The organism is Streptomyces sp. NPDC043867 (assembly GCF_056435845.1).
Genome location: NZ_JBWKDS010000016.1, coordinates 23,091 through 48,938, shown reverse-complemented (window position 1 = coordinate 48,938; position 25,848 = coordinate 23,091). Strand labels below are relative to the sequence as shown.

The 25,848-nt window shown below is 72.9% G+C and carries 27 protein-coding genes; 11 read left to right on the top strand and 16 right to left on the bottom strand.

Features of this window, described 5'->3' with window-relative positions; all coding sequences use genetic code 11:
- Positions 1 to 98: 98 nt before the first annotated feature.
- The 3 genes from AC069T_RS17875 to AC069T_RS17865 form a co-directional block, all read right to left on the bottom strand.
- On the bottom strand, positions 99 to 968 hold the full coding sequence (locus tag AC069T_RS17875; protein WP_478783656.1) for a PHP domain-containing protein: 870 nt from the start codon (positions 966 to 968) through the stop codon (positions 99 to 101).
- A gap of 254 nt (positions 969 to 1,222) precedes the next feature.
- A complete protein-coding gene (locus tag AC069T_RS17870; protein ID WP_358850201.1) occupies positions 1,223 to 1,864 on the bottom strand; it encodes a DUF6758 family protein in 642 nt (213 codons plus the stop codon).
- A 147-nt stretch (positions 1,865 to 2,011) separates the two neighbouring features.
- Positions 2,012 to 2,596, bottom strand: a complete 585-nt coding sequence (locus AC069T_RS17865) for a suppressor of fused domain protein (protein ID WP_478783655.1) — start codon at positions 2,594 to 2,596, stop codon at positions 2,012 to 2,014.
- A 561-nt stretch (positions 2,597 to 3,157) separates the two neighbouring features.
- On the opposite strand from AC069T_RS17865, the gene AC069T_RS17860 reads away from it, so the two are divergent.
- Together AC069T_RS17860 and AC069T_RS17855 are read left to right on the top strand one after the other, a co-directional pair.
- A complete protein-coding gene (locus tag AC069T_RS17860) occupies positions 3,158 to 4,270 on the top strand; it encodes a magnesium and cobalt transport protein CorA (RefSeq protein WP_476752405.1) in 1,113 nt (370 codons plus the stop codon).
- Between the two features lie 43 nt (positions 4,271 to 4,313).
- On the top strand, positions 4,314 to 4,859 hold the full coding sequence (locus tag AC069T_RS17855) for a hypothetical protein (protein WP_478783654.1): 546 nt from the start codon (positions 4,314 to 4,316) through the stop codon (positions 4,857 to 4,859).
- 26 nt (positions 4,860 to 4,885) lie between these two features.
- On the opposite strand, the gene AC069T_RS17850 is transcribed toward AC069T_RS17855, so the two are convergent.
- Positions 4,886 to 5,647: a hypothetical protein gene (locus tag AC069T_RS17850; protein ID WP_478783653.1), complete on the bottom strand. Its 762-nt coding sequence runs from the start codon at positions 5,645 to 5,647 to the stop codon at positions 4,886 to 4,888.
- 187 nt (positions 5,648 to 5,834) lie between these two features.
- Between AC069T_RS17850 and AC069T_RS17845 the strand changes: the two genes are divergently transcribed.
- From AC069T_RS17845 to AC069T_RS17835, 3 genes are read left to right on the top strand one after another with little or no spacing between them, the layout of a single operon-like run.
- A complete protein-coding gene (locus AC069T_RS17845; protein WP_478783652.1) occupies positions 5,835 to 7,133 on the top strand; it encodes a magnesium transporter MgtE N-terminal domain-containing protein in 1,299 nt (432 codons plus the stop codon).
- Positions 7,123 to 7,707, top strand: a complete 585-nt coding sequence (locus AC069T_RS17840) for a DUF1003 domain-containing protein (RefSeq protein ID WP_478783651.1) — start codon at positions 7,123 to 7,125, stop codon at positions 7,705 to 7,707. Before AC069T_RS17845 ends, AC069T_RS17840 begins: the two co-directional genes overlap by 11 nt.
- Before the next feature lie 44 nt (positions 7,708 to 7,751).
- Positions 7,752 to 8,885, top strand: a complete 1,134-nt coding sequence (locus AC069T_RS17835; RefSeq protein WP_478783650.1) for an Mrp/NBP35 family ATP-binding protein — start codon at positions 7,752 to 7,754, stop codon at positions 8,883 to 8,885.
- Between the two features lie 63 nt (positions 8,886 to 8,948).
- Here the strand turns inward: AC069T_RS17835 and AC069T_RS17830 are convergent, their stop codons facing one another.
- From AC069T_RS17830 to sigE, 5 genes are all read right to left on the bottom strand, one after another.
- On the bottom strand, positions 8,949 to 9,605 hold the full coding sequence (locus AC069T_RS17830; protein ID WP_478783649.1) for a hypothetical protein: 657 nt from the start codon (positions 9,603 to 9,605) through the stop codon (positions 8,949 to 8,951).
- A 261-nt stretch (positions 9,606 to 9,866) separates the two neighbouring features.
- Entirely contained in the window at positions 9,867 to 10,319 is a 453-nt protein-coding gene (locus tag AC069T_RS17825; RefSeq protein ID WP_478783648.1) for a sec-independent translocase, read from the bottom strand.
- A 193-nt stretch (positions 10,320 to 10,512) separates the two neighbouring features.
- The gene (locus AC069T_RS17820) at positions 10,513 to 12,243 is read right to left on the bottom strand and encodes a S1C family serine protease (RefSeq protein WP_478783647.1); all 1,731 of its coding nucleotides are present in this window, start codon (positions 12,241 to 12,243) and stop codon (positions 10,513 to 10,515) included.
- A 783-nt stretch (positions 12,244 to 13,026) separates the two neighbouring features.
- Positions 13,027 to 13,992: an anti-sigma factor family protein gene (locus tag AC069T_RS17815; protein WP_478783646.1), complete on the bottom strand. Its 966-nt coding sequence runs from the start codon at positions 13,990 to 13,992 to the stop codon at positions 13,027 to 13,029.
- Positions 13,989 to 14,690 (bottom strand): RNA polymerase sigma factor SigE, encoded by a 702-nt coding sequence (sigE, locus tag AC069T_RS17810; RefSeq protein ID WP_478783645.1) that lies wholly within the window; start codon positions 14,688 to 14,690, stop codon positions 13,989 to 13,991. The genes AC069T_RS17815 and sigE overlap by 4 nt, the downstream gene beginning before the upstream one ends.
- A 214-nt stretch (positions 14,691 to 14,904) precedes the next feature.
- On the opposite strand from sigE, the gene AC069T_RS17805 reads away from it, so the two are divergent.
- Positions 14,905 to 15,603, top strand: coding sequence for an O-methyltransferase (locus AC069T_RS17805; RefSeq protein WP_478783735.1), 699 nt, complete (start codon positions 14,905 to 14,907; stop codon positions 15,601 to 15,603).
- A 142-nt stretch (positions 15,604 to 15,745) separates the two neighbouring features.
- Here AC069T_RS17805 and AC069T_RS17800 read toward each other — a convergent pair whose 3' ends face one another.
- A complete protein-coding gene (locus AC069T_RS17800; RefSeq protein ID WP_003966491.1) occupies positions 15,746 to 15,913 on the bottom strand; it encodes a DUF3117 domain-containing protein in 168 nt (55 codons plus the stop codon).
- Between the two features lie 363 nt (positions 15,914 to 16,276).
- On the opposite strand from AC069T_RS17800, the gene chcB reads away from it, so the two are divergent.
- Complete coding sequence (gene chcB, locus AC069T_RS17795) at positions 16,277 to 17,083, top strand: 2-cyclohexenylcarbonyl CoA isomerase (protein WP_478783644.1); 807 nt, start codon at positions 16,277 to 16,279, stop codon at positions 17,081 to 17,083.
- Between the two features lie 26 nt (positions 17,084 to 17,109).
- On the opposite strand, the gene AC069T_RS17790 is transcribed toward chcB, so the two are convergent.
- Together AC069T_RS17790 and AC069T_RS17785 are read right to left on the bottom strand one after the other, a co-directional pair.
- On the bottom strand, positions 17,110 to 17,688 hold the full coding sequence (locus AC069T_RS17790) for a DNA-3-methyladenine glycosylase I (protein ID WP_478783643.1): 579 nt from the start codon (positions 17,686 to 17,688) through the stop codon (positions 17,110 to 17,112).
- Complete coding sequence (locus AC069T_RS17785; RefSeq protein ID WP_478783642.1) at positions 17,685 to 18,035, bottom strand: DivIVA domain-containing protein; 351 nt, start codon at positions 18,033 to 18,035, stop codon at positions 17,685 to 17,687. Before AC069T_RS17785 ends, AC069T_RS17790 begins: the two co-directional genes overlap by 4 nt.
- Positions 18,036 to 18,183: 148 nt before the next feature.
- On the opposite strand from AC069T_RS17785, the gene folP reads away from it, so the two are divergent.
- Positions 18,184 to 19,044 (top strand): dihydropteroate synthase, encoded by an 861-nt coding sequence (gene folP / locus AC069T_RS17780; RefSeq protein ID WP_478783641.1) that lies wholly within the window; start codon positions 18,184 to 18,186, stop codon positions 19,042 to 19,044.
- Between the two features lie 150 nt (positions 19,045 to 19,194).
- Here the strand turns inward: folP and AC069T_RS17775 are convergent, their stop codons facing one another.
- Both AC069T_RS17775 and dapE read right to left on the bottom strand, forming a co-directional pair.
- Complete coding sequence (locus tag AC069T_RS17775; protein WP_478783640.1) at positions 19,195 to 19,953, bottom strand: LOG family protein; 759 nt, start codon at positions 19,951 to 19,953, stop codon at positions 19,195 to 19,197.
- 110 nt (positions 19,954 to 20,063) lie between these two features.
- A complete protein-coding gene (dapE, locus tag AC069T_RS17770; protein ID WP_478783639.1) occupies positions 20,064 to 21,143 on the bottom strand; it encodes a succinyl-diaminopimelate desuccinylase in 1,080 nt (359 codons plus the stop codon).
- 84 nt (positions 21,144 to 21,227) lie between these two features.
- Between dapE and AC069T_RS17765 the strand changes: the two genes are divergently transcribed.
- Both AC069T_RS17765 and AC069T_RS17760 read left to right on the top strand, forming a co-directional pair.
- Complete coding sequence (locus AC069T_RS17765; RefSeq protein WP_478783638.1) at positions 21,228 to 22,214, top strand: VldE C-terminal domain-containing protein; 987 nt, start codon at positions 21,228 to 21,230, stop codon at positions 22,212 to 22,214.
- A gap of 341 nt (positions 22,215 to 22,555) precedes the next feature.
- Positions 22,556 to 22,999 (top strand): ATP-binding protein, encoded by a 444-nt coding sequence (locus AC069T_RS17760; RefSeq protein WP_478783637.1) that lies wholly within the window; start codon positions 22,556 to 22,558, stop codon positions 22,997 to 22,999.
- Positions 23,000 to 23,100: 101 nt separating this feature from the next.
- Here the strand turns inward: AC069T_RS17760 and AC069T_RS17755 are convergent, their stop codons facing one another.
- Positions 23,101 to 24,195, bottom strand: a complete 1,095-nt coding sequence (locus tag AC069T_RS17755) for a bifunctional succinyldiaminopimelate transaminase/glutamate-prephenate aminotransferase (RefSeq protein WP_478783636.1) — start codon at positions 24,193 to 24,195, stop codon at positions 23,101 to 23,103.
- Between the two features lie 142 nt (positions 24,196 to 24,337).
- Positions 24,338 to 24,658, bottom strand: coding sequence for a ferredoxin (gene fdxA / locus AC069T_RS17750; protein ID WP_003973842.1), 321 nt, complete (start codon positions 24,656 to 24,658; stop codon positions 24,338 to 24,340).
- Positions 24,659 to 24,798: 140 nt separating this feature from the next.
- Between fdxA and AC069T_RS17745 the strand changes: the two genes are divergently transcribed.
- Positions 24,799 to 25,839, top strand: coding sequence for a GNAT family N-acetyltransferase (locus AC069T_RS17745; RefSeq protein ID WP_478783635.1), 1,041 nt, complete (start codon positions 24,799 to 24,801; stop codon positions 25,837 to 25,839).
- The last annotated feature ends 9 nt before the right edge of the window (positions 25,840 to 25,848 follow it).

The following is a 25,848-nucleotide window of genomic DNA, read 5'->3' as shown; positions in this document are numbered from 1 at the left end:
AACGAGCCAGGGACGCCAGGAGCCCGGAGAAACCGGCCGGCCCGAGCCACGCCGGCTCGGACCTCGTGACCGGCCCGCGAAGCCCGACCGGACGGGAGCTAGACGGAGCGGTGGCTTCCCCCCGCGCCGGGCACGGGGAACGCCCCGGTGGCCCGCCGGGTGATCTCCCCGTAGACCTCGGGGTCGGTGGTGTACTCGCCGAGCGCACACGACTTGCGGCTGCCGTGGTAGTCGGAGGACCCCGTGGTGAGCAGCCCGAGCTCGCCCGCCAGGCCACGCAGTCGCGCCCGGGTGGCCGGCTCGTGGTCCATGTGGTCGACCTCGATGCCGTCGAGTCCGGCGGCGGCGAGCTCGGCGATCGCGGAGTCCGGCACGGTCCTGCCGCGTTTGGCGGCGCCCGGGTGGGCGAAGACGGCGACGCCGCCCGCGCCCTTGATCAGCCGGATCGCTTCGAACGGGTCGGTCTCGTGCTTGGGGACGTAACCCCGGCCGCCGTCGGCCAGCCACTCGCCGGTGAAGGCGTCCCCCACGGTGGGCACGACGCCGATCTCGACCAGCGCGGAGGCGACGTGCGGGCGGCCGACCGAGCCGTCGCCCGCGATCCGTGCCACCTGCTCCCAGGTGATCGGAACGCCCAGTTCCTGGAGCTTGGCGACCATGGCCCGCGCGCGCGGCACCCGGTCGTCCCTGACCAGCTCGCGCTCGGCGAGCAGGTCGGGCTCCTCGGGGTCGAAGAGGTACGCCAGTACGTGCATGCCGACGCCGTCGAGCCGGCACGACAGCTCGGCGCCGGTGACCAGCGTCAGCCCCTCGGGGAGGGCGGCGATCGCCTCCGCGTGGCCCCGGGTCGTGTCGTGATCGGTCAGCGCGACGACGTCCAGCCGGGCGGCGGCGGCCTTGCGGACCAGCTCGGCGGGGGTGTCCGTACCGTCGGAGGCGGTGGAGTGGGTGTGCAGGTCGATGCGCACGACGCGGACTCCAAGCGGTGTCGGTACGGAAGGGGCTGCTCAAGGATAACGGGAATCCGACGCCCCCCTGTCACACCCGCTACGGCCGAGCACCCCCTACGCCCGCCGCGCTCCGCCCCGCAACCGGAGCACACAGGAACGGCAGGAACCGCACCCCGTACGATCGCGCACGCCGGTGGCAGTGCGCACAGGAACCGCACGGAGGGCCCCCTACGGTCACGCAGGGCCGAGCAGGCCGCGAGCGGGTGCCGTACCTACGGCTCCAGAATCCGTGGCGACAGCGCCCCGCACGGCAGCAGGTCCACCTCCGCACCGGCGTCCCGCAGGTCCGTCAGCACCAGTTCGTCGTACATCAGCAGCCCCGACTGCTCCGGCCACACGACGGCCCACAGCCACAGGCCGCGCGCCTCGCCCGCGAAGACGGCGCGGTCGTCCGGGGAGCCGGAGACGAGCCAGAGCGGGGTCGGCCGGCCGGCCGCGAGGACCTTGGCCTGGGGAGGCTTCTCCACGTTCAGGTACGGACCGGGGTCGGGGCCGTCGACGCCCGCGTACCGCGCGCCGAGGCCGACGCCGAGTTCCTCCGCGACGAGGACCAGCTCCCCCATCCCGCCCAGCGGGCCGGGGCCCGAGCAGGCGACGACGGTCGCACGGCCGCCGCTTCGGTCGTCGCCGGCGCAGCCCACCCCCGTGAACAGCCAGCCCACCGGCAGCGGCCACGGCATCCACACCGGGACCTGCGCGCGGTGCACCACGACACTGAGCGCCTCGACGCTGGGCGGGATCACGGGCTGCAGCGGATGCACCGTCCCGTGCACGTCGCACTGCCAGGAATCGGAGAAGAGTCCGGGAGCCCTGACCCGGCCACCACACTTCGGGCAACTGGGTTCGCCCCTCATAAGCCCCAACGGTCCTCCCCGTCCTTCGCCGCGTCAAGGACGATCACCCGTCCGGCGTGAGCCCTTCACCCCGGGTGAGTAGGCACCCGCACTTGTCGGCGGGACCGGCGGCGGCCGGGTGCGGACTGGCAGGGAGCCGGCCCCGGCTCAGTCCAGCGGGACGGACCTGCGCAGCGGATCGCGCAGGTCCGTCCCGCTGCCCAGCCAGCGTTCCTGGAGGGCGCCCGCGCCGTGCACCCGCTTCCAGGCGGCCTCGTTCGGGGTCATCGGCAGCAGCGGCAGGAACCGCACGGGATCGGCGGGCGCGTCCAGGTCGAGGTCCTCCACCAGACCGCCCGACTCGGCGACCAGGACGGACGTGAACGGTGCACCCGGCCACAGGGGTTCGCCCACGTCGAGAGACGCGCCCGGGGCCACGACGAGGCCCTCCACCTGGGGGGACGCGGCCAGTACGGCGAGGCGGCGGAGCACCTTGTCGGTGTCGGCACCGGCGGCGCGCACCGACAGGACCAGCTCGGCGCGCGGGCCCTTGACCGGGTCGGCGAGGACCGCGGTCGGGTCGCCCATCGGCTGCGCCGACATGCCGAGCGTGGCGTAGCGGACGATGTCGCCCGCGGTGAAGCGCAGCACTTCGATGCGGTCGGTGCCCAGGAAGGTGACGGCGGCGCGCGCGTCCGGCTCGCCCAGCGCGGAACGCAACCGGGCCTCGACCAGCGGGAGAACATCTGCCATGGGCCGAGCATAGGCGGCGTCCTTCCGACCTGGGCACCCCGCACGCACCCCGCGCCACGGAGTCAACAACGCGCAAAGCGGGGTCTTGACGCTTCGGTGCGCTGATAGTCTTGGCCGCTGGTCGGGGCAGCACGCAGAAGCGTCGCTCTCGAGCCTCGACGCATGCGACTCCCCCTCGGGGGACGGATCGTCCCTCACGGGGGACCGGCCGGAGGAGGTGGGGCTGCAATGGACGACCGAAGTCGACCGTGCAGTACCACCCGCTCTTCCGGCCGCTGACGCAGCTTCGGCTCTGCCTGTCCGCCGCTTCCCGCGCTCGCATCTTTGTCTGTCCGGTGCACCGACGGAAGAGCACTTCGTTTCCGCCTGATCCATCCGACTGATCCGTCTGATCTGAATCAGTAGCGAAGCTGCCACCGCGACGGTGCGGTGCTCCCCGCTTTGTGGACGTGCCAGACATCCTTCCCCTGCCTCGACGGGCGGGGAGGCCCCTTGCAAGGACGTCCCCATTCCGGGCAGTTCCAACCGTCGCCGGCGGCCTCCGTATGAAGGAGCCTGCCCATGTCGATGATCCGTGACCTCCGCGCAGCGGTCCGTCCGCGCCCCTCGCTGCGCAAGGACAGTGGCTCGTACGACGCCACCCGGGACCCGGCCACGCCCTCCGCCGTGGTCGACTGCGCGGTCTACCTCGACGGCGCCCGCGTCCAGAGTGGCGGGCAGCTGACACCGCACGAGGCGATGCGTCAGGTGCGCCGCGACGGCGGCTTCGTCTGGATCGGCCTGCACGAGCCGACCGAGGCCGAATTCGCCGGTATCGCCAGTGAGTTCGGGCTGCACCCACTGGCCGTCGAGGACGCGGTGCAGGCGCACCAGCGGCCCAAGCTGGAGCGGTACGACGACACGCTGTTCACCGTCTTCAAGACCATCCACTACGTCGAGCACACCGAACTCACCGCCACCAGCGAGGTGGTGGAGACCGGCGAGGTCATGTGCTTCACCGGGCGGGACTTCTTCATCACCGTCCGGCACGGCGGGCAGGGCTCGTTGCGGGCGCTGCGGCACCGGCTGCAGGACGACCCCGAGCTGCTGTCCAAGGGACCCTCGGCCGTGCTGCACGCGATCGCCGACCACGTCGTCGACGGGTACATCGCGGTCGCCGACGCGGTGCAGGACGACATCGACGAGGTCGAGACGGAGGTGTTCTCGCCGGGCCGCAAGGGCACGCCGCGCGGCACCGACGCGGGGCGGATCTACCAACTCAAGCGCGAGGTGCTGGAGTTCAAGCGTGCGGTGTCGCCGCTGCTGCGTCCGATGCAGCTGCTGAGTGAGCGGCCGATGCGGCTGATCGACCCCGACATCCAGAAGTACTTCCGGGACGTCGCCGACCACCTGGCCCGGGTGCAGGAGCAGGTCGTGGGCTTCGACGAGCTGCTCAACTCGATCCTCCAGGCGAACCTCGCGCAGGCCTCCGTCGCGCAGAACGAGGACATGCGCAAGATCACGTCCTGGGCGGCCATCATCGCCGTGCCGACGATGGTGTGCGGGGTGTACGGGATGAACTTCGAGCACATGCCGGAGCTGCACTGGCGGTTCGGTTACCCCGTGGTGATGGGCATCACCGTGGTCATCTGCCTGGGCATCCACCGCACGCTGAAGCGCAACGGCTGGCTCTGAGCGGGCCGGTCGCGGCGCCGGGCCGCTGGATAGTCTTGGCCCCATGACCAAGAAGCTGCTCGACCAGGCCCTCGTCGAGGAGGCCACCAAGAAGTCCGGGCTGATCTGGGTGACGGGCGGCCGCCCGCAGGCGCCGGACGTCCCGGAGGGCCACGCGGCGCCCTCGCGTCCCCTGTGGCACGTCTGGCACGACGGTGCGGTGTGCCTGGTCGGCGACGGCCCCGGTGAGCAGCCGCTGCCGGGGCTGGCCGACGGCGGCGACGCGGTGGTCACCGTACGCAGCAAGGACAAGGGCGGGCGGCTGGTGTCCTGGGCCGCTCAGGTCGTGGAGCTGGCGCCGCGGTCCCCGGAGTGGGAGGCGGCCGTCGCCGACCTCAAGGGCAAGCGGCTGAACGCGCCCGACGGCGAGGCCATGCCGGAGCGCTGGGCGGCCGAGTGCCGGGTGCTGCGCCTGGAGCCGCGGGGCACCACGGCCGCGCTCCCGACCGGTTCCCTGGCCGCTGTGCCCCTCCCGACCCCGGCGACCACCTGCGTGGCGGCCCCGGCCGGCCTCCCCCGCCTCCTGTTCAAGAAGCGCAAGCGCTCGTAGACCGGCGGGAGCGGCGACTGCGGCGGTCAGGAGGCCGGCAGCTGCTGCCCGTAGTCGACCGTCTCCTTCTTCGACGGCTCCTCCAGGGCGAAGTCCTCGCCCCAGTCGGTGAGGCGCAGGGTGCCGGCGTCTCCGGCGCGCACCAGCAGCAGGGGATACGGCTTCCCCTCCAGGGACACGTCGAGGCTGCCGCCCGCGCCCTCCTCGGCGGTGATCCGCACGGTGCGCGTGCCGTTCACCTCGTGGTGCCCGTCCTTCTCCAGAGCCCCGTGCAGCGTGAGCAGACCGTCCAGGAGGACGTCCTTGTCGGTGAAGCCGCTGAAGCGCTTGTACGCCGGGTCGCCGGTCGGGACCTTCACGTACATGCCCTCCAGCTTGTCGGCGGCCGCCGCGTCCGAGCCTGCGTCGTCACCCGCGCCGTCCTGATGGCTCCAGAACTCCGCGTCGGCCTTCAGGAAGAGGTGCTCCCCCACTCGCAGCAGCCGGAACGTCGCACCCTTCGAGGTGACCGAGCCCGTGCCGCCGTCGCCCTTGAGGCGCATGTCGAGCCGGTACGTGCGCCCGTTGGTCACCACGGATCCCGAGAGCCGTACCGCCTTCGCCGCGTCCGCGGTCGTGCGCGCCCTGCTCCGGATCTTTTCGGCGGACAGCTTGCCCACCCCGTTCGTGCCCGCGTCCGGGTCCTCGCTGCTGCACCCCGTCAGCCCCGTCCCCGTCACGACCAGCGCGCACACCGCGCTCACCAGGACGGCGCTGCGGGTACGGCCCAGGGGAGCAATTGCAGTCACGGATGGGCTGCCTCTCGTGCGGGGGTCCTCAACGGCGTACGGCAGCGTACCGGGGCCGGGCGAGGCCTTCGGAGGCAGTCCATCCGCACCCCCCACCAGCGCGTATCCGACCGGGACGGGCTAGCCTGAAGCCCATCCGAGCGGACATCGCGGCATATGGCGTTCAGTACGAGAAGGAGGCGCGGGCATGGCGGCAGGCGCCCCGAGGATCTTCGTCTCCCACCTCTCCGGCACCGCCGTCTTCGACCCCAACGGTGACCAGGTGGGACGGGTGCGCGACCTGGTCGCCATACTGCGGGTCGGCCGGCGCCCGCCCCGGCTGCTCGGCCTGGTCGTCGAGCTGTCCACGCGCCGCCGCATCTTCCTGCCGATGACCCGGGTCACCGGCATCGAGTCGGGCCAGGTCATCACCACCGGCGTGCTCAACGTGCGCCGCTTCGAGCAACGGCCCACCGAGCGGCTCGTGTTCGGGGAGCTGCTCGACCGGCGGGTGCGGCTCGCCGACGGCGGCGAGGAGGTCACCGTTCTCGACGTGTCGGTCCAGCAGCTGCCCGCGCGCCGGGACTGGGAGATCGACCGGGTCTTCGTGCGGAAGGGCAAGAGCGGGACGTTCCGGCGCGCCAAGGGCGAGACGCTGACCGTCGAGTGGTCCGCCGTCACCGGGTTCTCGCTGGAGGAGCACGGGCAGGGCGCCGAGAGCCTCCTCGCCACCTTCGAGCAGCTGCGCCCGGCCGACCTCGCCAACGTGCTGCACCACCTGTCGCCGAAGCGGCGCGCCGAGGTGGCCGCGGCGCTGGACGACGACCGGCTCGCCGACGTGCTGGAGGAACTCCCGGAGGACGACCAGATCGAGATCCTCGGCAAGCTCAAGGAGGAGCGCGCGGCCGACGTCCTGGAGGCGATGGACCCGGACGACGCGGCCGACCTGCTGGGCGAGCTGCCCGAGGCGGACAAGGAGCGGCTGCTCGCGCTGATGCGGCCGGACGAGGCGGCGGACGTGCGGCGGCTGATGGCGTACGAGGACCGCACCGCGGGCGGTCTGATGACCACCGAGCCGATCGTGCTGCGCCCGGACGCGACCGTCGCCGACGCGCTCGCCCGGGTCCGCAACGCCGATCTCTCCCCGGCGCTCGCCGCCCAGGTGTACGTGTGCCGGCCGCCGGACGAGACGCCGACCGGGAAGTACCTCGGCACGGTGCACTTCCAGCGCCTGCTGCGCGACCCCCCGTACACCCTGGTCGGCGCGCTCGTCGACGACGACCTGCAACCGCTGGCGCCCGGCGCGGAGCTGCCCGTGGTGGTCGGTTTCTTCGCGACGTACGACATGGTCGCGGCGCCCGTCGTCGACGAGAGCGGCTCGCTGCTCGGCGCGGTGACCGTGGACGACGTGCTGGACCACATGCTGCCCGACGACTGGCGCGAGACGGAGTTCCACCTCGACGAGACCCCGGCCGCCGAGGGCACGGGAGCCGCACATGGCTCCTGACCGCGATCCCCGCGAGCGGACGCCCGCCGGGGCGACCGCCACGCCCCGGCCGCGCACCCGGCTCGACCAGCCGCTGCCGCGGCGCCGCAGGCTGCTGCCCGAATGGGACCCGGAGGCCTTCGGGCGGTTCTCCGAGCGGATCGCCCGGTTCCTCGGCACCGGACGGTTCCTGGTCTGGATGACCGCGGTCGTGGCCGTGTGGGTGGTGTGGAACATCGCCGCGCCCCGGGACCTGCGCTTCGACCAGTACCCGTTCATCTTCCTGACGCTGATCCTCTCGCTCCAGGCGTCCTACGCGGCCCCGCTGATCCTGCTCGCCCAGAACCGCCAGGACGACCGCGACCGGGTCAATCTCGAACAGGACCGCAAGCAGAACGAGCGGTCGATCGCGGACACCGAGTACCTGACCCGCGAGATCGCCGCGCTGCGTGTCGGCCTCGGCGAGGTGGCCACCCGCGACTGGATCCGCTCCGAGCTCCAGGACCTGGTCAAGGAGCTGGAGGAGCGGCACGGGGACGGGCGGGTCGTATTCCCGGCGGAGCACGTGCGGGGACGTGACGTAGACGACCGGTGACGGGGCTTTCCGGGCCCCCCGTCCGGCGCCGTACCATCGTGCCTATGGCTACGGAAGACGCGGTGCGTGAAGCACTGGCGACGGTGAACGACCCAGAGATCCAGCGACCCATCACCGAACTGGGGATGGTCAAGTCCGTGGAGATCGGTGCGGATGGCGTGGTCGCGGTCGCGGTGTACCTGACCGTCTCCGGCTGCCCGATGCGCGAGACCATCACGAACAACGTGACCACGGCGGTCTCGGCGGTCGAAGGCGTCACCCGCGTCGACGTCACGCTGGACGTCATGAGCGACGAGCAGCGCCGTGAGCTGGCGGGGGCGCTGCGCGGCGGGCAGGCCGAGCGCGAGGTCCCCTTCGCCAGGCCGGGCTCGCTGACGCGCGTGTACGCGGTCGCTTCCGGCAAGGGCGGCGTCGGCAAGTCCTCGGTGACGGTGAACCTGGCGGCGGCGATGGCGGCCGACGGTCTGAAGGTCGGCGTCGTCGACGCCGACATCTACGGCCACTCGGTGCCCCGCATGCTCGGCGTCGACGGCCGTCCCACCCAGGTCGAGAACATGATCATGCCGCCGTCCGCGCACGGCGTGAAGGTCATCTCGATCGGCATGTTCACCCCGGGCAACGCGCCCGTGGTCTGGCGCGGCCCGATGCTCCACCGTGCCCTCCAGCAGTTCCTCGCGGACGTGTACTGGGGCGACCTCGACGTCCTTCTGCTGGACCTGCCCCCGGGCACCGGCGACATCGCGATCTCGGTCGCGCAGCTGGTCCCGAACGCGGAGATCCTCGTCGTCACGACCCCCCAGCAGGCCGCGGCCGAGGTCGCCGAGCGGGCCGGCTCCATCGCCGTCCAGACCCACCAGAAGATCGTCGGCGTCGTCGAGAACATGTCCGGGCTGCCCTGTCCGCACTGCGGCGAGATGGTCGACGTCTTCGGCACGGGCGGCGGTCAGACCGTCGCCGACGGCCTCACCCGCACGACGGGCGCGACGGTGCCGGTCCTCGGCTCCATCCCGATCGACGTCCGCCTGCGCGAGGGCGGCGACAACGGCAAGCCGGTGGTGCTCACGGACCCGGAGTCCGCGGCGGGTTCCGCCCTGCGGGCCATCGCGGGCAAGCTGGGCGGCCGCCAGCGCGGCCTGTCGGGCATGTCGCTGGGCATCACACCGCGCAACAAGTTCTGACCGTTGCTACGCCGAAGGGGGCGCCGTCATCGGACGGCGCCCCCTTCGGCGTAGCGGCGATTCCTAGGCGTACGCCGCGATGTCCTTGATCATCGAGAAGCCGAGTCCGTACGCGCTCATCCCACGCCCGTACGCGCCCACGTGCACGCCCTCCTGGGTGGAGCCGGCGAGGACCCAGCCGAACTCCGACTCCCGGTAGTGGAAGGGCGTGGGGACGGCGTCCACGGGGAGCGACAGCGTGGACCAGTCGGCGCCGGTCAGGTCGTCGGCGAGGACCCACGCGGTCTCGGTCTGCTGGTCCAGCCAGTCGTCCCGCAGCGTGTGGTCCATCTGACCCGGCCAGGTGCAGGAGAGCAGCCCCACCCCGGCGAGCCAGGCCGCGGAGGAGACCGAGGTGGCCTCCAGCATTCCCGTGCCGTCGGCGCTACGCCGGACGGGGCTGGCGGCGACCGTGACCACCACCGCGAACCGTTCCTTGTCCTCGCCGGACTCGCTGCGCAGCGTGGGCTCGTCGCCGTGCCCGATCGAACCGTGCTCGACGGCACCGTCCGCCGAGGTGCCGACCTGCATCAGCCAGCGCGGCCCCGTGAAGGCCTCGTCGAGGCCGTACCACGGGAAGGGCGCGAGCAGGTAGCCGTCGACCGTACGCCGGGCGGAGGGGACCTGCTGTCCGCCCTCCGCGGCCGGCGCCTGCGCGCCTACCCGACTTGTCGTCTCCATCTCCCGGACGCCTCCTCGCTCTTGTTGGACCCGAGCGGCCCGCCCCCCGCGGGCGTCCTCGCTCACACCTGGTCCACACGACAACTGGGCAGCATAGCCACACCGTTGCGAGGGGCCCGGTAGCCGTCCGGCGCGTGGGGCGCGTGTGCGGCCGTCAGGGCCGTGAACGAGGGCGTACGTGTATGACTCATATCACGTACGCGGAGGGGGTGCGGCCCGGACGCGCGACCGGGGGACCCGCCACGGGAGGCCGCTCGCGGCTCAGGTGGCGTCCGCGTCGAAGGGCGGCCGCTCGTCCGTCTCGAGCTGCTCGCGCTTCTTCGTCATGTCGACGGAGCCGCCGGCGCTGCCGTTCGCCGAGGCCCCGGAGGAGTCGGAGGCGGCGTCGGCGTCCCGGCTGTGGACCGCGTCCGTCACCTCGGCCATCTCCTTCTTCAGGTCGAAGCCGTTGCGGATCTCCTTGAGCCCCAGCTCGTCGTTGTCCAGCTGCTTGCGCAGGAACGTCTTGGGGTTGAGGTCCTCGAACTCGAAGTCCTTGAACTCGGGGCCGAGCTCCTGGCGGATGTCCTGCTTCGCGCTCTCGCTGAACTCGCGGATCTTGCGGATGGTGCGCGTGACGTCCTGGATCATCTTCGGGAGCTTTTCCGGACCGAAGACGAGCACGGCGAGGACAACGAGCGTCACCAGCTCGAGCGGTCCTATGTCATTGAACACCTGAAGCTCCTTGCGATGTCCTCGGCCCCCGGCAGGTCTTCCGTGGTCCGGGCCGGATCCACGGTACCCGGCGATCCCTCCCGTCCGGTACTGTCCCGGGCCTTCCGGCTTCGTGTACACGGCCGGTTTCCCGCGATGTCCCCCGCCGGCCGCGGAACGGCGGCGGGCCGCGGGGCCCCGGCCGCGGCTTCCGTCAGTCGCCGTCGGCGGAGCCGAGCACCAGCGTGAGCCGCTTCTCGGTGCCGTCGCGGTCCAGGGTCAGCTCCAGCCGGTCGCCGGGGCGGTGGGCACGGATCCTGACGATGAGTTCCTCGCCGGAGTGGACGGGCCGGCCGTCGACCTCCGTGATGACGTCGCCCGCCTCGATGCCGGCCCGGTCGCCGGGGCCGCCGGAGGTGACCGGGGCGCCGCCGTCCTCGGCCCCGGTGCCGACGCGGGCGCCGTCGCCGCCGTAGTCCATGTCGAGGGTGACGCCGATGACCGGGTGCGTCGCCCTGCCCGTGTTGATCAGCTCCTCGGCGACGCGCTTGCCCTGGTTGACGGGGATGGCGAAGCCGAGCCCGATGGAACCGGACTGGCCGCTCTCCGGGTCGGAGCCGCTGTCGGCGGAGCGGATGGCGCTGTTGATGCCGACGACCCGGCCCTGCGAGTCGAGCAGCGGGCCACCGGAGTTGCCGGGGTTGATGGGCGCGTCGGTCTGCAGGGCGTCGACGTACGAGACGTCGCCGCCGTCGCCCTTCTCGCCGCCCGCGGTGATGGGCCGCTCCTTGGCGCTGATGATCCCGGAGGTGACGGTGTTGGGGAGGTCGAAGGGCGCGCCGATGGCGACGACGGCGTCGCCGACCTGCACGTTGTCGGAGTTGCCCAGCGGCAGGGGCTTGAGGCCGCTCACCGAGCCGACCTTGACGACGGCCAGGTCGTATCCGCTGTCCCGTCCGACCACCCTGGCGGTGGCGGTCTCGCCCCCGCTGAAGGTGACGGTTATGTCGCCACCGGTGCCGGCGGGTTCCACCACGTGGTTGTTGGTGAGGATGTGCCCCGAGCCGTCGAGTACGAACCCGGTACCGGTGCCCTGGGCCTTCGAGCCGCGCACGTGCAGGGTGACGACGCCGGGCAGCGCGCCGGCCGCGATCCCGGCGACCGTGCCCGGGGCCCGGTCGTTCGGCTCCCTCCCGGCCTGGGGCAGCTCCACGTCCGCCATGCCGCCGTTGCGCTCCAGATAGGCCCCGACGAGACCGCCGACGCCGCCGGACAGCAGGGCGACGAGGAGGGCCCCGCCGACGATGACCCGTTTCGCCCGCCGGCGGCGCTGCGCCTTGGACGCGACGGCCGCCCCGTTCTGCTGGAGCGGCCCCGCGGCCCACGGGTCGTAGTTCCGCCAGGGCGCGGACACCGCCGCGTCCTGACCGGAGGACGGGGCACCCTCCGCCCCCGGCCCGACCGCAGACTGAGCCTCGGGGCCGGGGGGCAGGGGCGAACCGTGGACGGGGGCGGTGCCTGGCGGGGGTGTGGCATGGGCCGGGACGGCCGGGACGGCTGTCTGCGGAACGGTGGGGAGGTGGGTCCCCCGGCTCGGGGTGGCGCCCGGGTGCTGGACGGGCGGCGCGGGCGCCCAGGGCCCCGGCTCGCCGTACGGCGGGGTGCTGTAGGGGTCGGGGGCGTGCAGGGGGCGGGGACGCTCACAGGGGGCGACTACGGGAGGCCTGACGGCCTCAGCGAGCGCGCCTACGGGAGACGTGGCGGCATCGGAGGGCGGAGCGGCGGGGACCGCGGTCGGCGTAAGCGCCGGGGAGGTGTCGTCCGTTCCGGGCGCGGGGGCGGGGACCGTGTCCGGCGTGAGCGCCGGGGAGGCGTCGGTTCCGGGCGCGGGGGCGGGGGCGGGCTTAAGCGCCGGGGACGCGTCCGTTCCGGGCGCAGGAACCACGTTTGGCGAAAGCGCCGAGGACGCATCCGTTCCGGGCGCGGGGACCGCGGTCGGCGTAAGCGCCGGGGAGGTGTCGCCCGTTCCGGGCGGGGGGGCGGGGACCGTGTCCGGCGTGAGCGCCAAGGACCCGTCCGTTCCGCGCGCGGGAACCGCGGACCCATCCGTTCCGGGCGCAGGAACCGCGTCGGACGTGGCGGCCTCGGAGGGCGGAGCGGCGGGGACCGCGGTCGGAGCGAGCGCAGGCGCGGCGACCGCGTGCGGTGCTCGCGGGCCGGCCGCATCGCCCGTGTCCGGCACCTCCGGCTCCGGGGCATCCGGCGGGTCCAGCTCGTAGTCACCCTCGTCGGCCCCACCGGGCGCAGCGGTCGCAATGGTCGGCTCGGTCGGCGCGGGGCGGTTCGGCTCGAAGTCGCCGTCGGCGCCGGTCTCCGGCGGCAGCGGGCGTTCCAGCTCGAAGTCCCCGTCGGCGGTGGCCGGGGTCTCCCGACCCGCTTCCCGGGGCTCGTTGGGCCCCGTCCCGACGGCCTCCGGAGGAGTCGGCACCGCCGGGCCGGCCCCGGGGTCGTCCGGCCGGGGTCGGCTCCACCACTTCGCCCTCGCGGGCTTCCCCTGGTCCATGCTCTCCCCACACCTGGCCCGCGGCACGACGGCACCGGCGGTCACCGCAGACTGTCGACTCCGCGCCCGGAATCCTCCGCGGGCGCGGCCCACCCCGGATTCAACCAGGTTCACGCGGCGGCGCGCAGAGATCGGCCGGGGCCGGTCCCGCGGCGGGACCCAGGCCTAGCGGGAGGAGGGAGAGGGGGACGGGGTGGTCGGTGGCACGGTCAGCAGGCCCGGTTTCACGACGTCCCACGACGCCGACCAGGTGGCCGGCTCGGTGGGCTGGACCGTGGTGAGCGGACGTATGAGCGGGGACATCGCGGCGGCACCGGCCACGATGGGTGCGGTCAGTGTGCGCGTGGCCTCCTGCCCCGACGGCGGGGTGGGGACTCCGGGCAGCAGGGGCGCCGACAGGGAGGTCGGTATGACCGGGCCGTCGCCGGGGGCGCGCTGGCCCTGGGCGAGCAGCGGGGCGCTGGACCGCCGACGCTGGGAGTCGGGAGCCGTCGTCCCGCCGGTGCCCTGGGTGCGCAGCGGTGTCACGTTGCTCCCCGAGCCGGAACCGCCGCGCGCTTCCGGGGTGTCACCGGGCACGCCCGTGGACACCCCGCCGAGCGCGACCGCGGCCAGCGACACCGCGCCGGCGGCGGCGAAGGCGAGGCGCAGCCCGCGCGAGGACGACCGCTCGGCCTCCTGGCGCGTGACGTCATGGATACGGAAGCCGCGGCCCGGGGAGGGGGGCAGCACGTCGGCGTGCGGTCCTGCCGGCACGTAGCCGAAGGACTCGCCCCTCGTCCCGAAGACCCCGGCGACGCCCGAGTGCGTCCCGGAGCCGGAAAGTCTTCCGCCGAATCCGCTTCCGCCCAGCGGCGATCCGTCGCCGTCGGAGTCATTTCCCCCGGGGAGCCCCTGGAGCCGGGCCAGGAAACTCTCGGAAGGGGGCGGCGGAGCGACTTCCGCGAACACGTTCTTCAGGCGGCGTTGCGCGTCCGCCTCTGCCTTGCACTTCGCACAGGTGGCGAGGTGGGCGAGGACACGCTCGCGCGCGTCATGACCGAGCTCGCCGTCCACCAGGGCGGAGAGCCGGTCTCCCAGGTGCTGGTCTGCCACGCGCCGTTCGGCGGGGTTGGGCCGGGATCCACTCACGCGGTCGCGCCCCCTCCTCCCAGCGCGGGAACTCCCGTGACTGCGAAGCCGCGGCGCTCGGCGCGGGCTTCCGGAGAGCGGTGTGCGAGGGCCTTGCGCAGCTGGGAGCGGCCACGGTGGATACGGCTGCGGACCGTGCCGAGCTTGACGCCGAGGGTCGCGGCGATCTCCTCGTACGAAAGGCCTTCGATGTCGCAGAGGACGACCGCGGCGCGGAACTCGGGCGCGAGGGTGTCCAGCGCCTGCTGGACATCGGCGTCGAAGTGCGCGTCGTTGAAGACCTGCTGCGGGGAGGGCTCGCGGCTGGGGAGGCGCTCGGCCGCGTCGTCGCCGAGGGCGTCGAAGCGGATGCGCTGCTTGCGGCGCACCATGTCCAGGAAGAGGTTCGTGGTGATGCGGTGCAGCCAGCCCTCGAAGGTGCCGGGCGTGTAGGTCGACAGCGAGCGGAAGACGCGGACGAAGACCTCCTGGGTGAGGTCCTCGGCGTCGTGCTGGTTGCCGGTCAGGCGGTAGGCGAGCCGGTAGACCCGGCCGCTGTGCGTGCTGACGATCTCCTCCCAGGTGGGAGGAGTCCACGCCTGCGAGTCCGCGTCGGTGGCGAAAGTCGCGGTCTGTGCGGAGTCAGCGGTGTGGGATCGGTCAGCGGTGTCAATCACGGATCTCGGCTCACCCGCCGACCTGAGAAAGCGCCGCAGCACTCCTCCCCGATCCTCAGGCGCAGCCGCACCTCCCCTGTCGGCTCTGGCGGTGTCCAGTGGAGCCCCTACCATAGCCACCTCGCCCGTTAGCTCCGGATAAGCGGTTTTACGAGAATTTGATGTGCGCTTCTGCGGCTGCGTCAGCACTTGCTCGGTGTCCTGCTTCATCAGCGTCCCCCCACTGCCTTCCCCACTCTCCTGAACGCCTGGTCCCATCGGCGGGTTCCCGACGGCAACGGATACAGTCACGGCCAGGCAACTACGGGGACAGGAGAGGGTCATTACCGGCAACCGGCAGACGAGCTGGGCGTTCGCCGACGCCTTTGTCGCCGAGGAAGAGGCGCTGCGCTGGGCCCGGGACCGGGCCCAGGAAGCAGGGCTGCGCTCGGTGTCGCCCGGCACGGGTGCCGCGCTGCGGCTGCTCGCCGCCACCGTGGACGCGAAGGCCGTCGCGGAGATCGGAACCGGAACCGGTGTCTCCGGAATTCATCTCCTGCACGGCATGCGGCCGGACGGGGTACTGACCACCGTGGATCCTGAGCCGGAGCGCCAGCAGTTCGCCCGCCAGGCCTTCCGCTCGGCCGGTTTCGCCAGCAACCGGGCCCGCTTCATTCCGGGCCGCGCCCTGGAGGTCCTGCCGCGGCTCGCGGACGCCGGGTACGACCTCGTCTTCTGCGACGGCGACCGTCTGGAGTGCCTGGACTATCTCGCTGAATCGTTGCGCCTGCTGCGTCCCGGCGGCCTCGTGGTCTTCGAGGGCGTCTTCGCGGACGGCCGCACGGTGGACTCGGGACCGCAGCCCGCGGAGGTCGGCCGGCTGCGGGAACTGCTGCGCGCGGTGCGCGAGAGCCAGGAGCTGGTGCCCTCGCTGCTCCCGGTGGGCGACGGGCTGCTCTGCGCCGTCAAGCGCTGAGCCGGAACCCCGGCCCAGGACGCTGACCAGGGAGTACACCGGGACCACCGGACCGGAAGGACGCCGCCCTGCCCCCGGAAAACAGTGTCCCGGCACCGCGTACGATGCCGGGACAGCTGTAAAAGTAGGGTCGCGTTCCGCGTCAGCCGACGACCTTCTTGAGGGCGTCGCCGAGCGCGTCGGCCTCGTCGGGAGTCAGCTCGACAACGAGCCGACCGCCGCCTTCGAGCGGAACGCGCATGACGATGCCCCGCCCCTCCTTGGTCACCTCGAGCGGGCCATCGCCCGTCCGCGGCTTCATGGCCGCCATGCTCGTTCCCCTTCCTGAAACCAGCTCATCGTCGCCGACGGCCCCTTAGGAGGGCACGCACGTCCCCTCATAGGACACACGTCACCGGCATCGAACACATTGCTTCCAGGCCATTATCCCGCATCTCAGGACCCGATGACCAACATCAGTCGGCATCGCTTGCGCAACGCGCTTGAGCAAAACCACTCAATTCGGCGATGTGACTGCGATACTGCGCCGCCGCATGGACTTTCCCGCGCCGGAATTCTTTGACGCAGGTCACATGTCCGGCTCGCGCCACCGTCGGCGATCTCCGCCATGCTGTCCTCGGAAGCAGCGCGTACCGACCGGTACGACGAGCCGTGACACCGGAGGGGACCCACCATGGCCGACACCGTGCTCTACGAGGTGAGCGACGGGCTCGCGACGATCACGCTGAACCGCCCCGAGGCGATGAACGCGATGAACGTCGCCGCCAAGGTCGCCCTCCGGGACGCCGCGCAGGCGGCCGCCGCGGACGACTCGGTACGGGCCGTGCTGCTGACCGCCGCGGGCGACCGGGCGTTCTGCGTGGGCCAGGACCTCAAGGAACACGTCGGCGGGCTGCTCACGGCGCGCGAGTCGGGCTCCGGCGAGGGCGTCATGAGCACGGTGCGGGAGCACTACAACCCGATCGTGCGGGCGCTGACCGGTGCGGCGAAGCCGGTGGTGGCGGCCGTGAACGGCGTCGCGGCCGGGGCGGGCTTCGGCTTCGCGCTCGCCGCGGACTACCGGATCGTCGCGGACACCGCCGCCTTCAACACCTCCTTCGCCGGGGTCGCGCTGACCGCCGACTCGGGCATCTCGTGGACCCTGCCGCGGGTCGTCGGGCCGAGCCGCGCCGCCGACCTGCTGCTCTTCCCGCGCAGCATCTCCGCGCAGGAGGCGTACGAGCTGGGCATCGCCAACCGGATCGTGCCCTCGGCCGAGCTGGCCGCCGAGGCGGTCAAGGTGGCCCGGGCGCTCGCCGAGGGCCCGACGCTCGCGTACGCCGCGCTCAAGGAGTCCCTCGCCCACGCCCTCTCGCACTCCCTGGACGAGTCCCTGGAGAAGGAGGACGAACTCCAGTCCCGGGCGGGCGCGTCCGAGGACCACCTGATCGCCGTGCGGGCGTTCATCGGCAAGGAGAAGCCGACGTACCTGGGGCGCTGACCGGCACCAACGCCTCCCGGGGCGGGTCAGCGGCCCCGGGCCGCGCAGTCCGCCAGGTGGTCGTCGACCAGGCCGCACGCCTGCATCAGCGCGTACGCCGTCGTCGGGCCGACGAAGCGGATGCCGCGCTTCTTCAGCGTCTTGGACAGGGCGGTCGACTCGGCGGTGACGGCGGGCACGTCGGCGAGCGTGGCCGGGACCGGGCGGGAGGCAGGCTCGGGGGCGAAGGACCAGATCAGCTCGTCCAGCTCGCCCGGCGCCCAGCCGGCCAGCACGCGCGCGTTGGCGAGCGTCGCCTCGATCTTGGCGCGGTTGCGGATGATGCCGGGGTCGGCGAGCAGGCGCTCCGCGTCGGCCTCGGTGAAGGCCGCCACCTCGGCGATCTCGAAACCGGCGAAGGCGGCCCGGAAGCCGGGGCGGCGGCGCAGGATGGTGATCCAGGACAGGCCCGACTGGAAGGCCTCCAGGCACAGCCGCTCGTACAGCGCGTCGTCGCCGTGGACCGGACGGCCCCACTCCTCGTCGTGGTACGCCACGTAGTCCTCGGTCGACAGCGCCCAGGGGCAGCGCGGCGTCCCGTCGGTGCCGGGGAGGGCGCCGCTCACCGGTCTTCCTCCCCGGCGGGCTTGCGCAGCGACGGGGCGGCGGACGCGCGGGCGCCGGCGAGGGCGGCCTCCAGGTCCGCGATCCGGGCGTCCCGCTCGGCGATCTCGGCGCCGAGGCGGCCGAGCGCGTCGTCGACGTCCGCCATGCGGTAGCCGCGGACGGCGACGGGGAAGCGCAGCAGGTCCACGTCGTCGCGGTTCACCGGCCGGTGCGCCGGCAGGGGGTCCTCCAGCCGCTCGGGCGCGACGTCGGTCAGCGGGCCGCTCTCGCCGCCGCCCACCACGGACAGAGTGACCGCGGCGACCACGACGGCGAGCGCGACGACCAGGAACAAGAACATGAACATCGCTGAGGTCCCCACGCTCTGGTGCCGGCACGGGGCGCGCCGACGTGGAAAGTATCGGAAGTGTCAGGGTCCGATCGTGCCATGCGACGCTGACAGCTAGGGTCGCAGGCGGCCGAACAGCGGGAAGTACTAGGAGAGGTCACAGGGGATGCTCAGGCTGGGCAGGCGTGAATTCGACGCGCACGAGCCGGTGATCATGGCGATCGTGAACCGGACCCCGGACTCCTTCTACGACCAGGGGGCGACGTTCCTCGACGAGCCGGCGCTCGCCCGCGTCGAGCAGGCGGTGGCCGAGGGCGCCGCCGTCGTCGACATCGGCGGGGTCAAGGCGGGCCCGGGCGAGGAGGTCACGGCCGAGGAGGAGGCACGCCGTACGGTCGGTTTCGTCGCCGAGGTGCGGCGCCGGTTCCCCGACGTGGTCATCAGCGTCGACACCTGGCGGCACGAGGTCGGTGAGGCGGTCTGCGAGGCGGGCGCGGATCTGCTGAACGACGCGTGGGGCGGGGTCGATCCGCGGCTGGCCGAGGTCGCCGCGCGGTTCGGGGCGGGCCTGGTGTGCACGCACGCGGGCGGGTCCGAGCCGCGGACGCGTCCGCACCGGATCACCTACGACGACGTCATGGACGACATCCTGCGGGTGACCCTCGGGCTGGCCGAACGGGCGGTGTCGCTGGGGGTGCCGCGGGAATCGGTGCTGATCGATCCCGGGCACGACTTCGGGAAGAACACCCGGCACAGTCTCGAGGCGACCCGGCGGCTGGGCGAGATGGTGGACACGGGATGGCCGGTCCTCGTCTCCCTGTCCAACAAGGACTTCGTGGGGGAGACGCTCGACCGGCCGGTCAAGGAGCGGGTGGTGGGGACGCTGGCCACGACCGCGGTGTCCGCCTGGCTGGGTGCGCAGGTGTACCGGGTCCACGAGGTCGAGGAGACGCGGCAGGTGCTCGACATGGTCGCGTCCATCGCCGGACACCGGCCGCCCGCGGTGGCGCGCCGGGGGCTGGCGTAGCCCCGGCGCTCCCGTACCCGGGGGCTGCGCCCCCTGCCCTGTCGCGCCGGCCCGCGCCCGCGGTGACGCGCTCGTCCCCGACCGCGGGTCGGGCCAGAACCGGCTTCGAGACGCGGGCCCGCGGGTCGCGGGGTTCGGCCGGAAGTCCCGCTACCTGCCCGCCTCCTTCGACACCAGCGCCACCGCCTCCTGCACGTCGTCCGTCAGGTGGAAGAGAAGCAGGTCCTTCTCGGAGGCCTTGCCCTGGGCGATCAGGGTGTTCTTGAGCCAGTCGACGAGACCGCCCCAGTACTCCGTGCCGAACAGGACGATGGGGAACTGCGTGACCTTCTGGGTCTGGACGAGGGTGAGCGCCTCGAAGAGTTCGTCGAGGGTGCCGAGGCCGCCGGGCAGCACCACGAACCCCTGGGCGTACTTGACGAACATCATCTTCCGGACGAAGAAGTAGCGGAAGTTGAGGCCGATGTCGACGTACTGGTTGAGTCCCTGCTCGAAGGGCAGCTCGATGCCGAGGCCGACGGAGACTCCCTTGGCCTCGCAGGCGCCCTTGTTGGCGGCCTCCATGGCGCCCGGGCCGCCGCCGGTGATGACGGCGAAGCCGGCCTCGACCAGACCGCGCCCGAGCTCGACACCGGCCGCGTACTCCGGGGAGTCGACGGGGGTGCGGGCCGAGCCGAACACACTGATCGCGGCGGGGAGTTCGGCCAGCGTGCCGAAACCCTCGATGAACTCGGACTGGATGCGCAGCACCCGCCAGGGGTCGGTGTGCACCCAGTCCGAGGGCGCGCGTCCGTCCAGCAGACGCTGGTCCGTGGTGCTCGCCTGCACCTGGTCCCGCCTGCGCAGCACCGGTCCCAGCCGCTGCTCCTCCGGTGGCCGCTTCTTGCCCTCGGGATTGCCGGTAGCCATGTCCGCTCCCTCCGCTTGCGGTAGTTCCACCCCAGCGTAGATCCACGCGGGTTACGGAGGGGGGACCTGAGCATGTCCGCCATGAACCGCCACGGCGCGGAACGGGGCTGTCAGGACGTCAGCCAGGCGCGCAGCCGCTCCTCGGCCTCGGGAATCAGGGAGGCCCGGACCCGCTCGTCCACCTTGTGGGCCAGGAGCGGTTCGCCGGGGCCGTAGTTCACGGCGGGCACGCCGAGCGAGCTGAAGCGGGCGACGTCCGTCCAGCCGAACTTGGGGCGGGCCTCGCCGCCGACGGCCGCGAGGAAGGCGGCGGCGGCCGGGTGGGTCAGACCGGGGCGGGCGCCGCCGGTGTGGTCGTCGACGACGAACTCGTCCACGCCGCAGTCGGCGAAGTAGTCCCGGACGAACGCCTCCGCCTCCGCCTCCGTGCGGTCGGGCGCGTAGCGGAAGTTGACGACGAGGGTGCAGGCGTCGGGGATGACGTTCGTGGCGACGCCGCCCTCGACGCGGACGGCGTTGAGCCCCTCGTGGAACCGCAGGCCGTCCACGACGGGCCTGCGGGGCTCGTACGCGGCGAGCCTGGCCAGGGCCGGGGCGGCCGCGTGGATCGCGTTGGAGCCCATCCACGCGCGCGCGGAGTGCGCCCGCTCCCCCGTGAACCTGAGGAGCATCCGCAGGGTGCCCTGGCAGCCGCCCTCCACCTGGCCGTCCGTCGGCTCCAGGAGGATCGCGAAGTCGCCCGCCAGCCAGTCGGGGTGAGCCTCGGCGACGTGCTTGAGGCCGTTCAGGTGCGCGGCGACCTCCTCGTTGTCGTAGAAGACGAAGGTGAGGTCGCGGTTGGGCTCGGGGACGGTGGCGGCGATGCGCAGCTGGACGGCCACGCCCGACTTCATGTCACAGGTGCCGCAGCCCCACAGGACGCCGTCCTCGTCGAGCCGGGACGGCACGTTGCCCGCGATCGGCACGGTGTCGATGTGGCCGGCGAGCACGACGCGCTCCGGGCGGCCCAGGTTCGTACGGGCCACCACGTTGTTGCCGTGCCGGTCGACCGTCAGGTGCGGCAGGGCGCGCAGCGCGGCCTCGACGGCGTCCGCGAGCGGCTTCTCGCTGCCGCTCTCCGAGGGGAAGTCGACGAGCCGCGCGGTGAGGGCGGCGGCGTCCAGCGTGAGGTCAAGCGGGGTGTCGGCCATGCCGCCGAGCCTAACGCGACGCCCCTGGCCCCTTCGTCCACAGCCCCGCACCCCGGCCACAGGCGCCTCCAGTACCTTGGGGGCGTGCCAGAGCCGTCCCCCACCTCCTCCCGGCGCGGCCGCCTGCTCCGTCTCGGGGCGGCCGTCGCGGTGCTGCTCGCCGTCGCGGGCTATCTCGTCGTGCAGTACGTGACGGGCGGCACGGGCGCGCCCCGCTGCAAGGTGGTCTCGGGCAAGGGCGACGGCGCCTCGTACGAGTTCACCCCGGAGCAGGCGGTGAACGCGGCGACGATCACCGCGGTCGGCACCACGCGCGGCATGCCCGAGCGGGCGGTCACCATCGCCCTCGCGACGGCCCTCCAGGAGTCGGGGCTGCGCAACATCCGCCACGGCGACCGGGACTCGCTCGGCCTGTTCCAGCAGCGGCCCTCGCAGGGCTGGGGCACGCGGAAGCAGGTCATGGATCCGGCGTACGCGGCGGGTGAGTTCTACACGCATCTGGCCGAGGTGCCGGGCTATTCGCGGCTGCCGCTCACGGTCGCGGCGCAGCGTGTGCAGCGCAGCGGCTATCCCCAGGCGTACGCGAAGCACGAGCCGGACGCCACGCTGCTGGCCGCGGCCCTGACCGGCCGTGCGGCGGCCACGCTGACCTGTGAGGGGCGGCCGGGCGCCACCCGCTCCGGCGGTCCGGAGGCCGTACGGGCCGCGCTCGTGCGGGACTTCGGGCGCGAGGTGCTCCAGGTGGCCGGGGCCGAGGTCGATGCCGGATCCGGGGCCGGGCAGGCGTCGCCCTCCGCGGCGCCCTCCCCGTCCTCGCCGGGCGGGGGCTCCGCCGTCACCGTGCCCGTGCCGGAGGGGACGACCGCGGAGGGCAGCCGCCGTCAGCGCGGCTGGGAGCTGGCCCACTGGGCCGTGGCCAACTCGTCCGCGCTGCACATCGCGCACGTCTCCTACGCGGGACGCGAATGGTCGGCGGGGCGTTCCGAGAGCGAGTGGACCGCGACCGGGGTCGCCGGGCCCGGGAAGTCCGCGACGTCCACGGCCGAGGTCCGGATCGTCACCGGTCAGTAGTGCGGGCCCTCACTCTTCGGGGGTACTCCGCCTGCCCCGGATGCAGTCGCTGCCCGGATTTCCGCGCGGTCACCCCCACCTCCGCCAAATCCCCTGGGACCAAAGGGCCGTAAGCATTCGACAGACTGTCGGACCGGGTGGCCTTTGCCCGCTTTCATCCGCAGCCGATAATGCGACGCATTGCCAACTCTTTACGTCGGGTCACCGCAACCTTCGCGGACTTCGAGCGGTAGTCACTGCGTCCGCGCCCCGGGACGATCACAGCCGTCCGGTCGACAGCCAGTCGGTCAGATGCCGGGGATGCCGGACACACCAGTGTTTTCTCCCGTCTAAGGAGCATCATGTCCCTCCCCCTGACCCGCCGGATCGCCCGTGTCGCGCTGCTCGTCGCAGCGGGGGCGGCACCCGTGGTCGGTGCGGCCGGCTCCGCCTGCGCGGCGGCCGAACTGCCGGCCACCCCGAACCTGGGTGGGCTGACCGCCCTGGACGGCGCGCAGGCAGGCAACACCGTGGACAGCACGGCCCAGAAGGCCACCGGCCTGGCCGGCGACGCCGGCGGCAAGGCCGTCAAGAAGGCCCTGCCCGCCGCGGGCAGGACCGGCGGCAAGGTCGCCAAGACCGCCACCCCCGCCGCCCAGAAGACGGCCGGGGAGGCGGCGGGCTCCGCGGGCGGGCTGCTCGGCGACACCGCGAAGGCGACCGGCAGCGGCCTGCCGACCGGCTCCGTCGCCAAGGGCGGCCTCCCCACGCAGGGGCTGCCGACGCAGGGCCTGCCGCTCGGCTGACACGCGGGACCGCACGGTGACGGGGCCCGGGGAGTTCCCCGGGCCCCGTCACCGTGTCCGGCCGGCCGGACGTCGCTTCAGGCCGGCGTCATGCCCGGCCGCTACGCCAGGCGGGCCACCGCCGCCGCGATGCGCTCGTCGGAAGCCGTCAGGGCCACGCGTACGAACCTCTCGCCCGCGGGGCCGTAGAAGTCGCCGGGCGCCACGAGGATGCCGAGGTCGGCGAGGTGGGAGACGGTGTCCCAGCAGGACTCGTCCCGCGTGGCCCACAGGTACAGGCTCGCCTCGCTGTGCTCGATGCGGAAGCCGTGGCCGAGGAGGGCGGCGCGCAGGGCCGTGCGCCGGGCCGCGTACCGCTCGCGCTGCTCGCGGACGTGGGTGTCGTCGCCGAGGGCGGCCACCACCGCGGCCTGGGTCGGCGCGGACGTCATCATCCCGCCGTGCTTGCGGATCTGGAGCAGCGGACCGAGGACGGCCGGGTCGCCGGCGAGGAACGCCGCCCGGTAGCCCGCCAGGTTCGACCGCTTCGAGAGCGAGTGGACCGACACGATCCCCTCGTACGAGCCGCCGCACACGTCCGGGTGCAGCACCGAGACCGGGTCGGCCTCCCAGCCCAGTTCCAGGTAGCACTCGTCGGAGAACACCAGGATGCCGTGCTCCCGGGCCCACGCGACGATCCGGGTGAGCTCGTCCTTCGCGAGGACGCGGCCGGTCGGGTTCGACGGGGAGTTCAGCCACAGGAGCCTGAGATCCGTGGGGTCGAGCTCGGTCGGGTCGTCGTAGGCGACGTGCTCCGCGCGGGCCAGGCGGGCGCCGACCTCGTACGTCGGGTAGGCGAGGCGCGGGTGGGCGATCTTGTCCCCGGGGCCGAGGCCCAGCTGGGTCGGCAGCCAGGCCACCAGTTCCTTGGAGCCGACGATCGGGAGCACGTGGTGGTGCGTGATCTCGCGGGCGCCGAGGCGCCGCCCGACCCAGCCCGTGATCGCGTCCCGCAGCTCCGGCGTGCCCCACACCGTGGGATACCCGGGCGAGTCGGCCGCGGCGACCAGAGCCTTCTGGACCAGCTCGGGCACCGGGTCGACCGGGGTGCCGACGGACAGGTCGACGATGCCGCCCGGGTGAGCGGCGGCGGTCGCCTTGAAGGGCTCCAGCTTGTCCCAGGGGAACGTGGGAAGCCGGTCGGAGACTGCGGACACGGGGTCGGGCTCACTTTCTCGCAGATGCGGCTCGCGGCTGCGGGCCGCACTCACGGCGGGTACGGACGGCTCACGCGCCAAACACCTCGGTCCCGCACGGCAGCGAGGCCGTACGGGACCGGGGCGGCGCGGATCCGGCCGCTTACTGGTTCTGCGGCGGAAGCGCTGCGACGAAGGGGTGGTCGCGCTCGATCAGTCCCAGCTTGCTGGCACCACCGGGCGAGCCGAGCTCGTCGAAGAACTCGACGTTCGCCTTGTAGTAGTCCTTCCACTCCTCGGGAGTGTCGTCCTCGTAGAAGATCGCCTCGACCGGGCAGACCGGCTCACAGGCACCACAGTCGACGCATTCGTCCGGGTGGATGTACAAGGACCGCTGGCCCTCGTAGATGCAGTCGACCGGGCACTCCTCGATGCACGCCTTGTCCTTGACGTCGACACAAGGCTGCGCGATGACGTAGGTCACGCTGTCGTTCCTCCTCGATAGGGCGCTGGCGGGCCTCCTCAGGCTCCGCCGCCTGGCGCGCGGGAGCGCGGCGTCGTCGATGCCCGCCCCTAGTATCTCCGTTCTTGGGCACGATCCGAACAGGAGGGGTGAACTGACCTGTGGAAATCTCCGCGGCCGGCCGCCTTGAGGTCCGCATCACCGCTGCTGACGTGGGCAAACGTGTCTCCGTACGCCGCTTGAACGAGGACGGAGACACAGAAGAGAAGTTCACCGACACGGTCGGAGTTCTCACATCATGGGACGACGGTGTGGTGCTGATCACACGACGCACCGGGGAGAGCGTCCGCATTCCGGAATCCTCGCTGGTCGCGGGCAAGGTGGTGCCCGCCGCACCGGCGCGGCGGCGGGGCCCCGCCGCCTCGTACGGGGAGCTGGCGCGGATCGCGGCGCGGGCCTGGCAGCCGGTCGAGAGCGAGCGGCTCGGCGACTGGGAGCTGCGGGCGGCCTCCGGATTCACCCGGCGGGCCAACTCCGTGCTGCCGCTCGGCGATCCGGACAGACCGCTGGACGAGGCGCTCGCGGCGGTACGTGACTGGTACGCCGTCCGCGGGCTGCCCGCGTACGTCCAGACGGCGACCGGGGCCGAGGGCACTCAGGAGCTGCTCTGCGCGGAGCTGGAGGCGCGGGGCTGGACGCGTGAGGTGACGGCCGAGCTGTGGACCGGCCCGCTCGCACCGCTCGGCGACCGGGAGGCTCCCGAGGTGACGCTGTCCCGGCATGCGGACGAGGCGTGGCTCGGCCGGTACCAGCGCAAGGGCCTCAGCGAGGTGGCGCTGAGGGTGCTGGGCAGTGGTCCGTCCGTGTGGTTCGCGACGGTGCCCGGTGCACACGGCGGCCCGCCGGCCGCGATCGGGCGGTGCGTGGTGGACGGGCGGTGGGCCGGTTTCGCGGCCGTCGAGGTCGACCCCGCGCACCGGCGGCAGGGTCTCGGGACGGCCGTGATGGCCGCGCTGGCCCGGCGCGCGCTGGACGAGGGCGCCTCTGCGGCCTGGCTTCAGGTCGAGGCGGACAACACGGGGGCGCGGGCGCTGTACGCGGGGATGGGCTTCGGCGCGCATCACGCGTACCACCACTACCGCGCGCCCCAGGCGGCGCCGGAACCGCAGGCGCCGCACGACGGCCCCCGCCGGACGGCGTGAGAGGACACG

What these genes read in the sequence shown, in the direction of transcription:
- AC069T_RS17870 (WP_358850201.1), bottom strand. Translation starts at nt 1,864, where the DNA reads ATGAGGGGCGAACCCAGTTGCCCGAAGTGTGGTGGCCGGGTCAGGGCT.
- AC069T_RS17865 (WP_478783655.1), bottom strand. Translation starts at nt 2,596, where the DNA reads ATGGCAGATGTTCTCCCGCTGGTCGAGGCCCGGTTGCGTTCCGCGCTG.
- AC069T_RS17860 (WP_476752405.1), top strand. Translation starts at nt 3,158, where the DNA reads ATGTCGATGATCCGTGACCTCCGCGCAGCGGTCCGTCCGCGCCCCTCG.
- AC069T_RS17855 (WP_478783654.1), top strand. Translation starts at nt 4,314, where the DNA reads ATGACCAAGAAGCTGCTCGACCAGGCCCTCGTCGAGGAGGCCACCAAG.
- AC069T_RS17845 (WP_478783652.1), top strand. Translation starts at nt 5,835, where the DNA reads ATGGCGGCAGGCGCCCCGAGGATCTTCGTCTCCCACCTCTCCGGCACC.
- AC069T_RS17840 (WP_478783651.1), top strand. Translation starts at nt 7,123, where the DNA reads ATGGCTCCTGACCGCGATCCCCGCGAGCGGACGCCCGCCGGGGCGACC.
- AC069T_RS17835 (WP_478783650.1), top strand. Translation starts at nt 7,752, where the DNA reads ATGGCTACGGAAGACGCGGTGCGTGAAGCACTGGCGACGGTGAACGAC.
- AC069T_RS17830 (WP_478783649.1), bottom strand. Translation starts at nt 9,605, where the DNA reads ATGGAGACGACAAGTCGGGTAGGCGCGCAGGCGCCGGCCGCGGAGGGC.
- AC069T_RS17800 (WP_003966491.1), bottom strand. Translation starts at nt 15,913, where the DNA reads ATGGCGGCCATGAAGCCGCGGACGGGCGATGGCCCGCTCGAGGTGACC.
- chcB (WP_478783644.1), top strand. Translation starts at nt 16,277, where the DNA reads ATGGCCGACACCGTGCTCTACGAGGTGAGCGACGGGCTCGCGACGATC.
- AC069T_RS17785 (WP_478783642.1), bottom strand. Translation starts at nt 18,035, where the DNA reads ATGTTCATGTTCTTGTTCCTGGTCGTCGCGCTCGCCGTCGTGGTCGCC.
- folP (WP_478783641.1), top strand. Translation starts at nt 18,184, where the DNA reads ATGCTCAGGCTGGGCAGGCGTGAATTCGACGCGCACGAGCCGGTGATC.
- AC069T_RS17775 (WP_478783640.1), bottom strand. Translation starts at nt 19,953, where the DNA reads ATGGCTACCGGCAATCCCGAGGGCAAGAAGCGGCCACCGGAGGAGCAG.
- dapE (WP_478783639.1), bottom strand. Translation starts at nt 21,143, where the DNA reads ATGGCCGACACCCCGCTTGACCTCACGCTGGACGCCGCCGCCCTCACC.
- AC069T_RS17760 (WP_478783637.1), top strand. Translation starts at nt 22,556, where the DNA reads ATGTCCCTCCCCCTGACCCGCCGGATCGCCCGTGTCGCGCTGCTCGTC.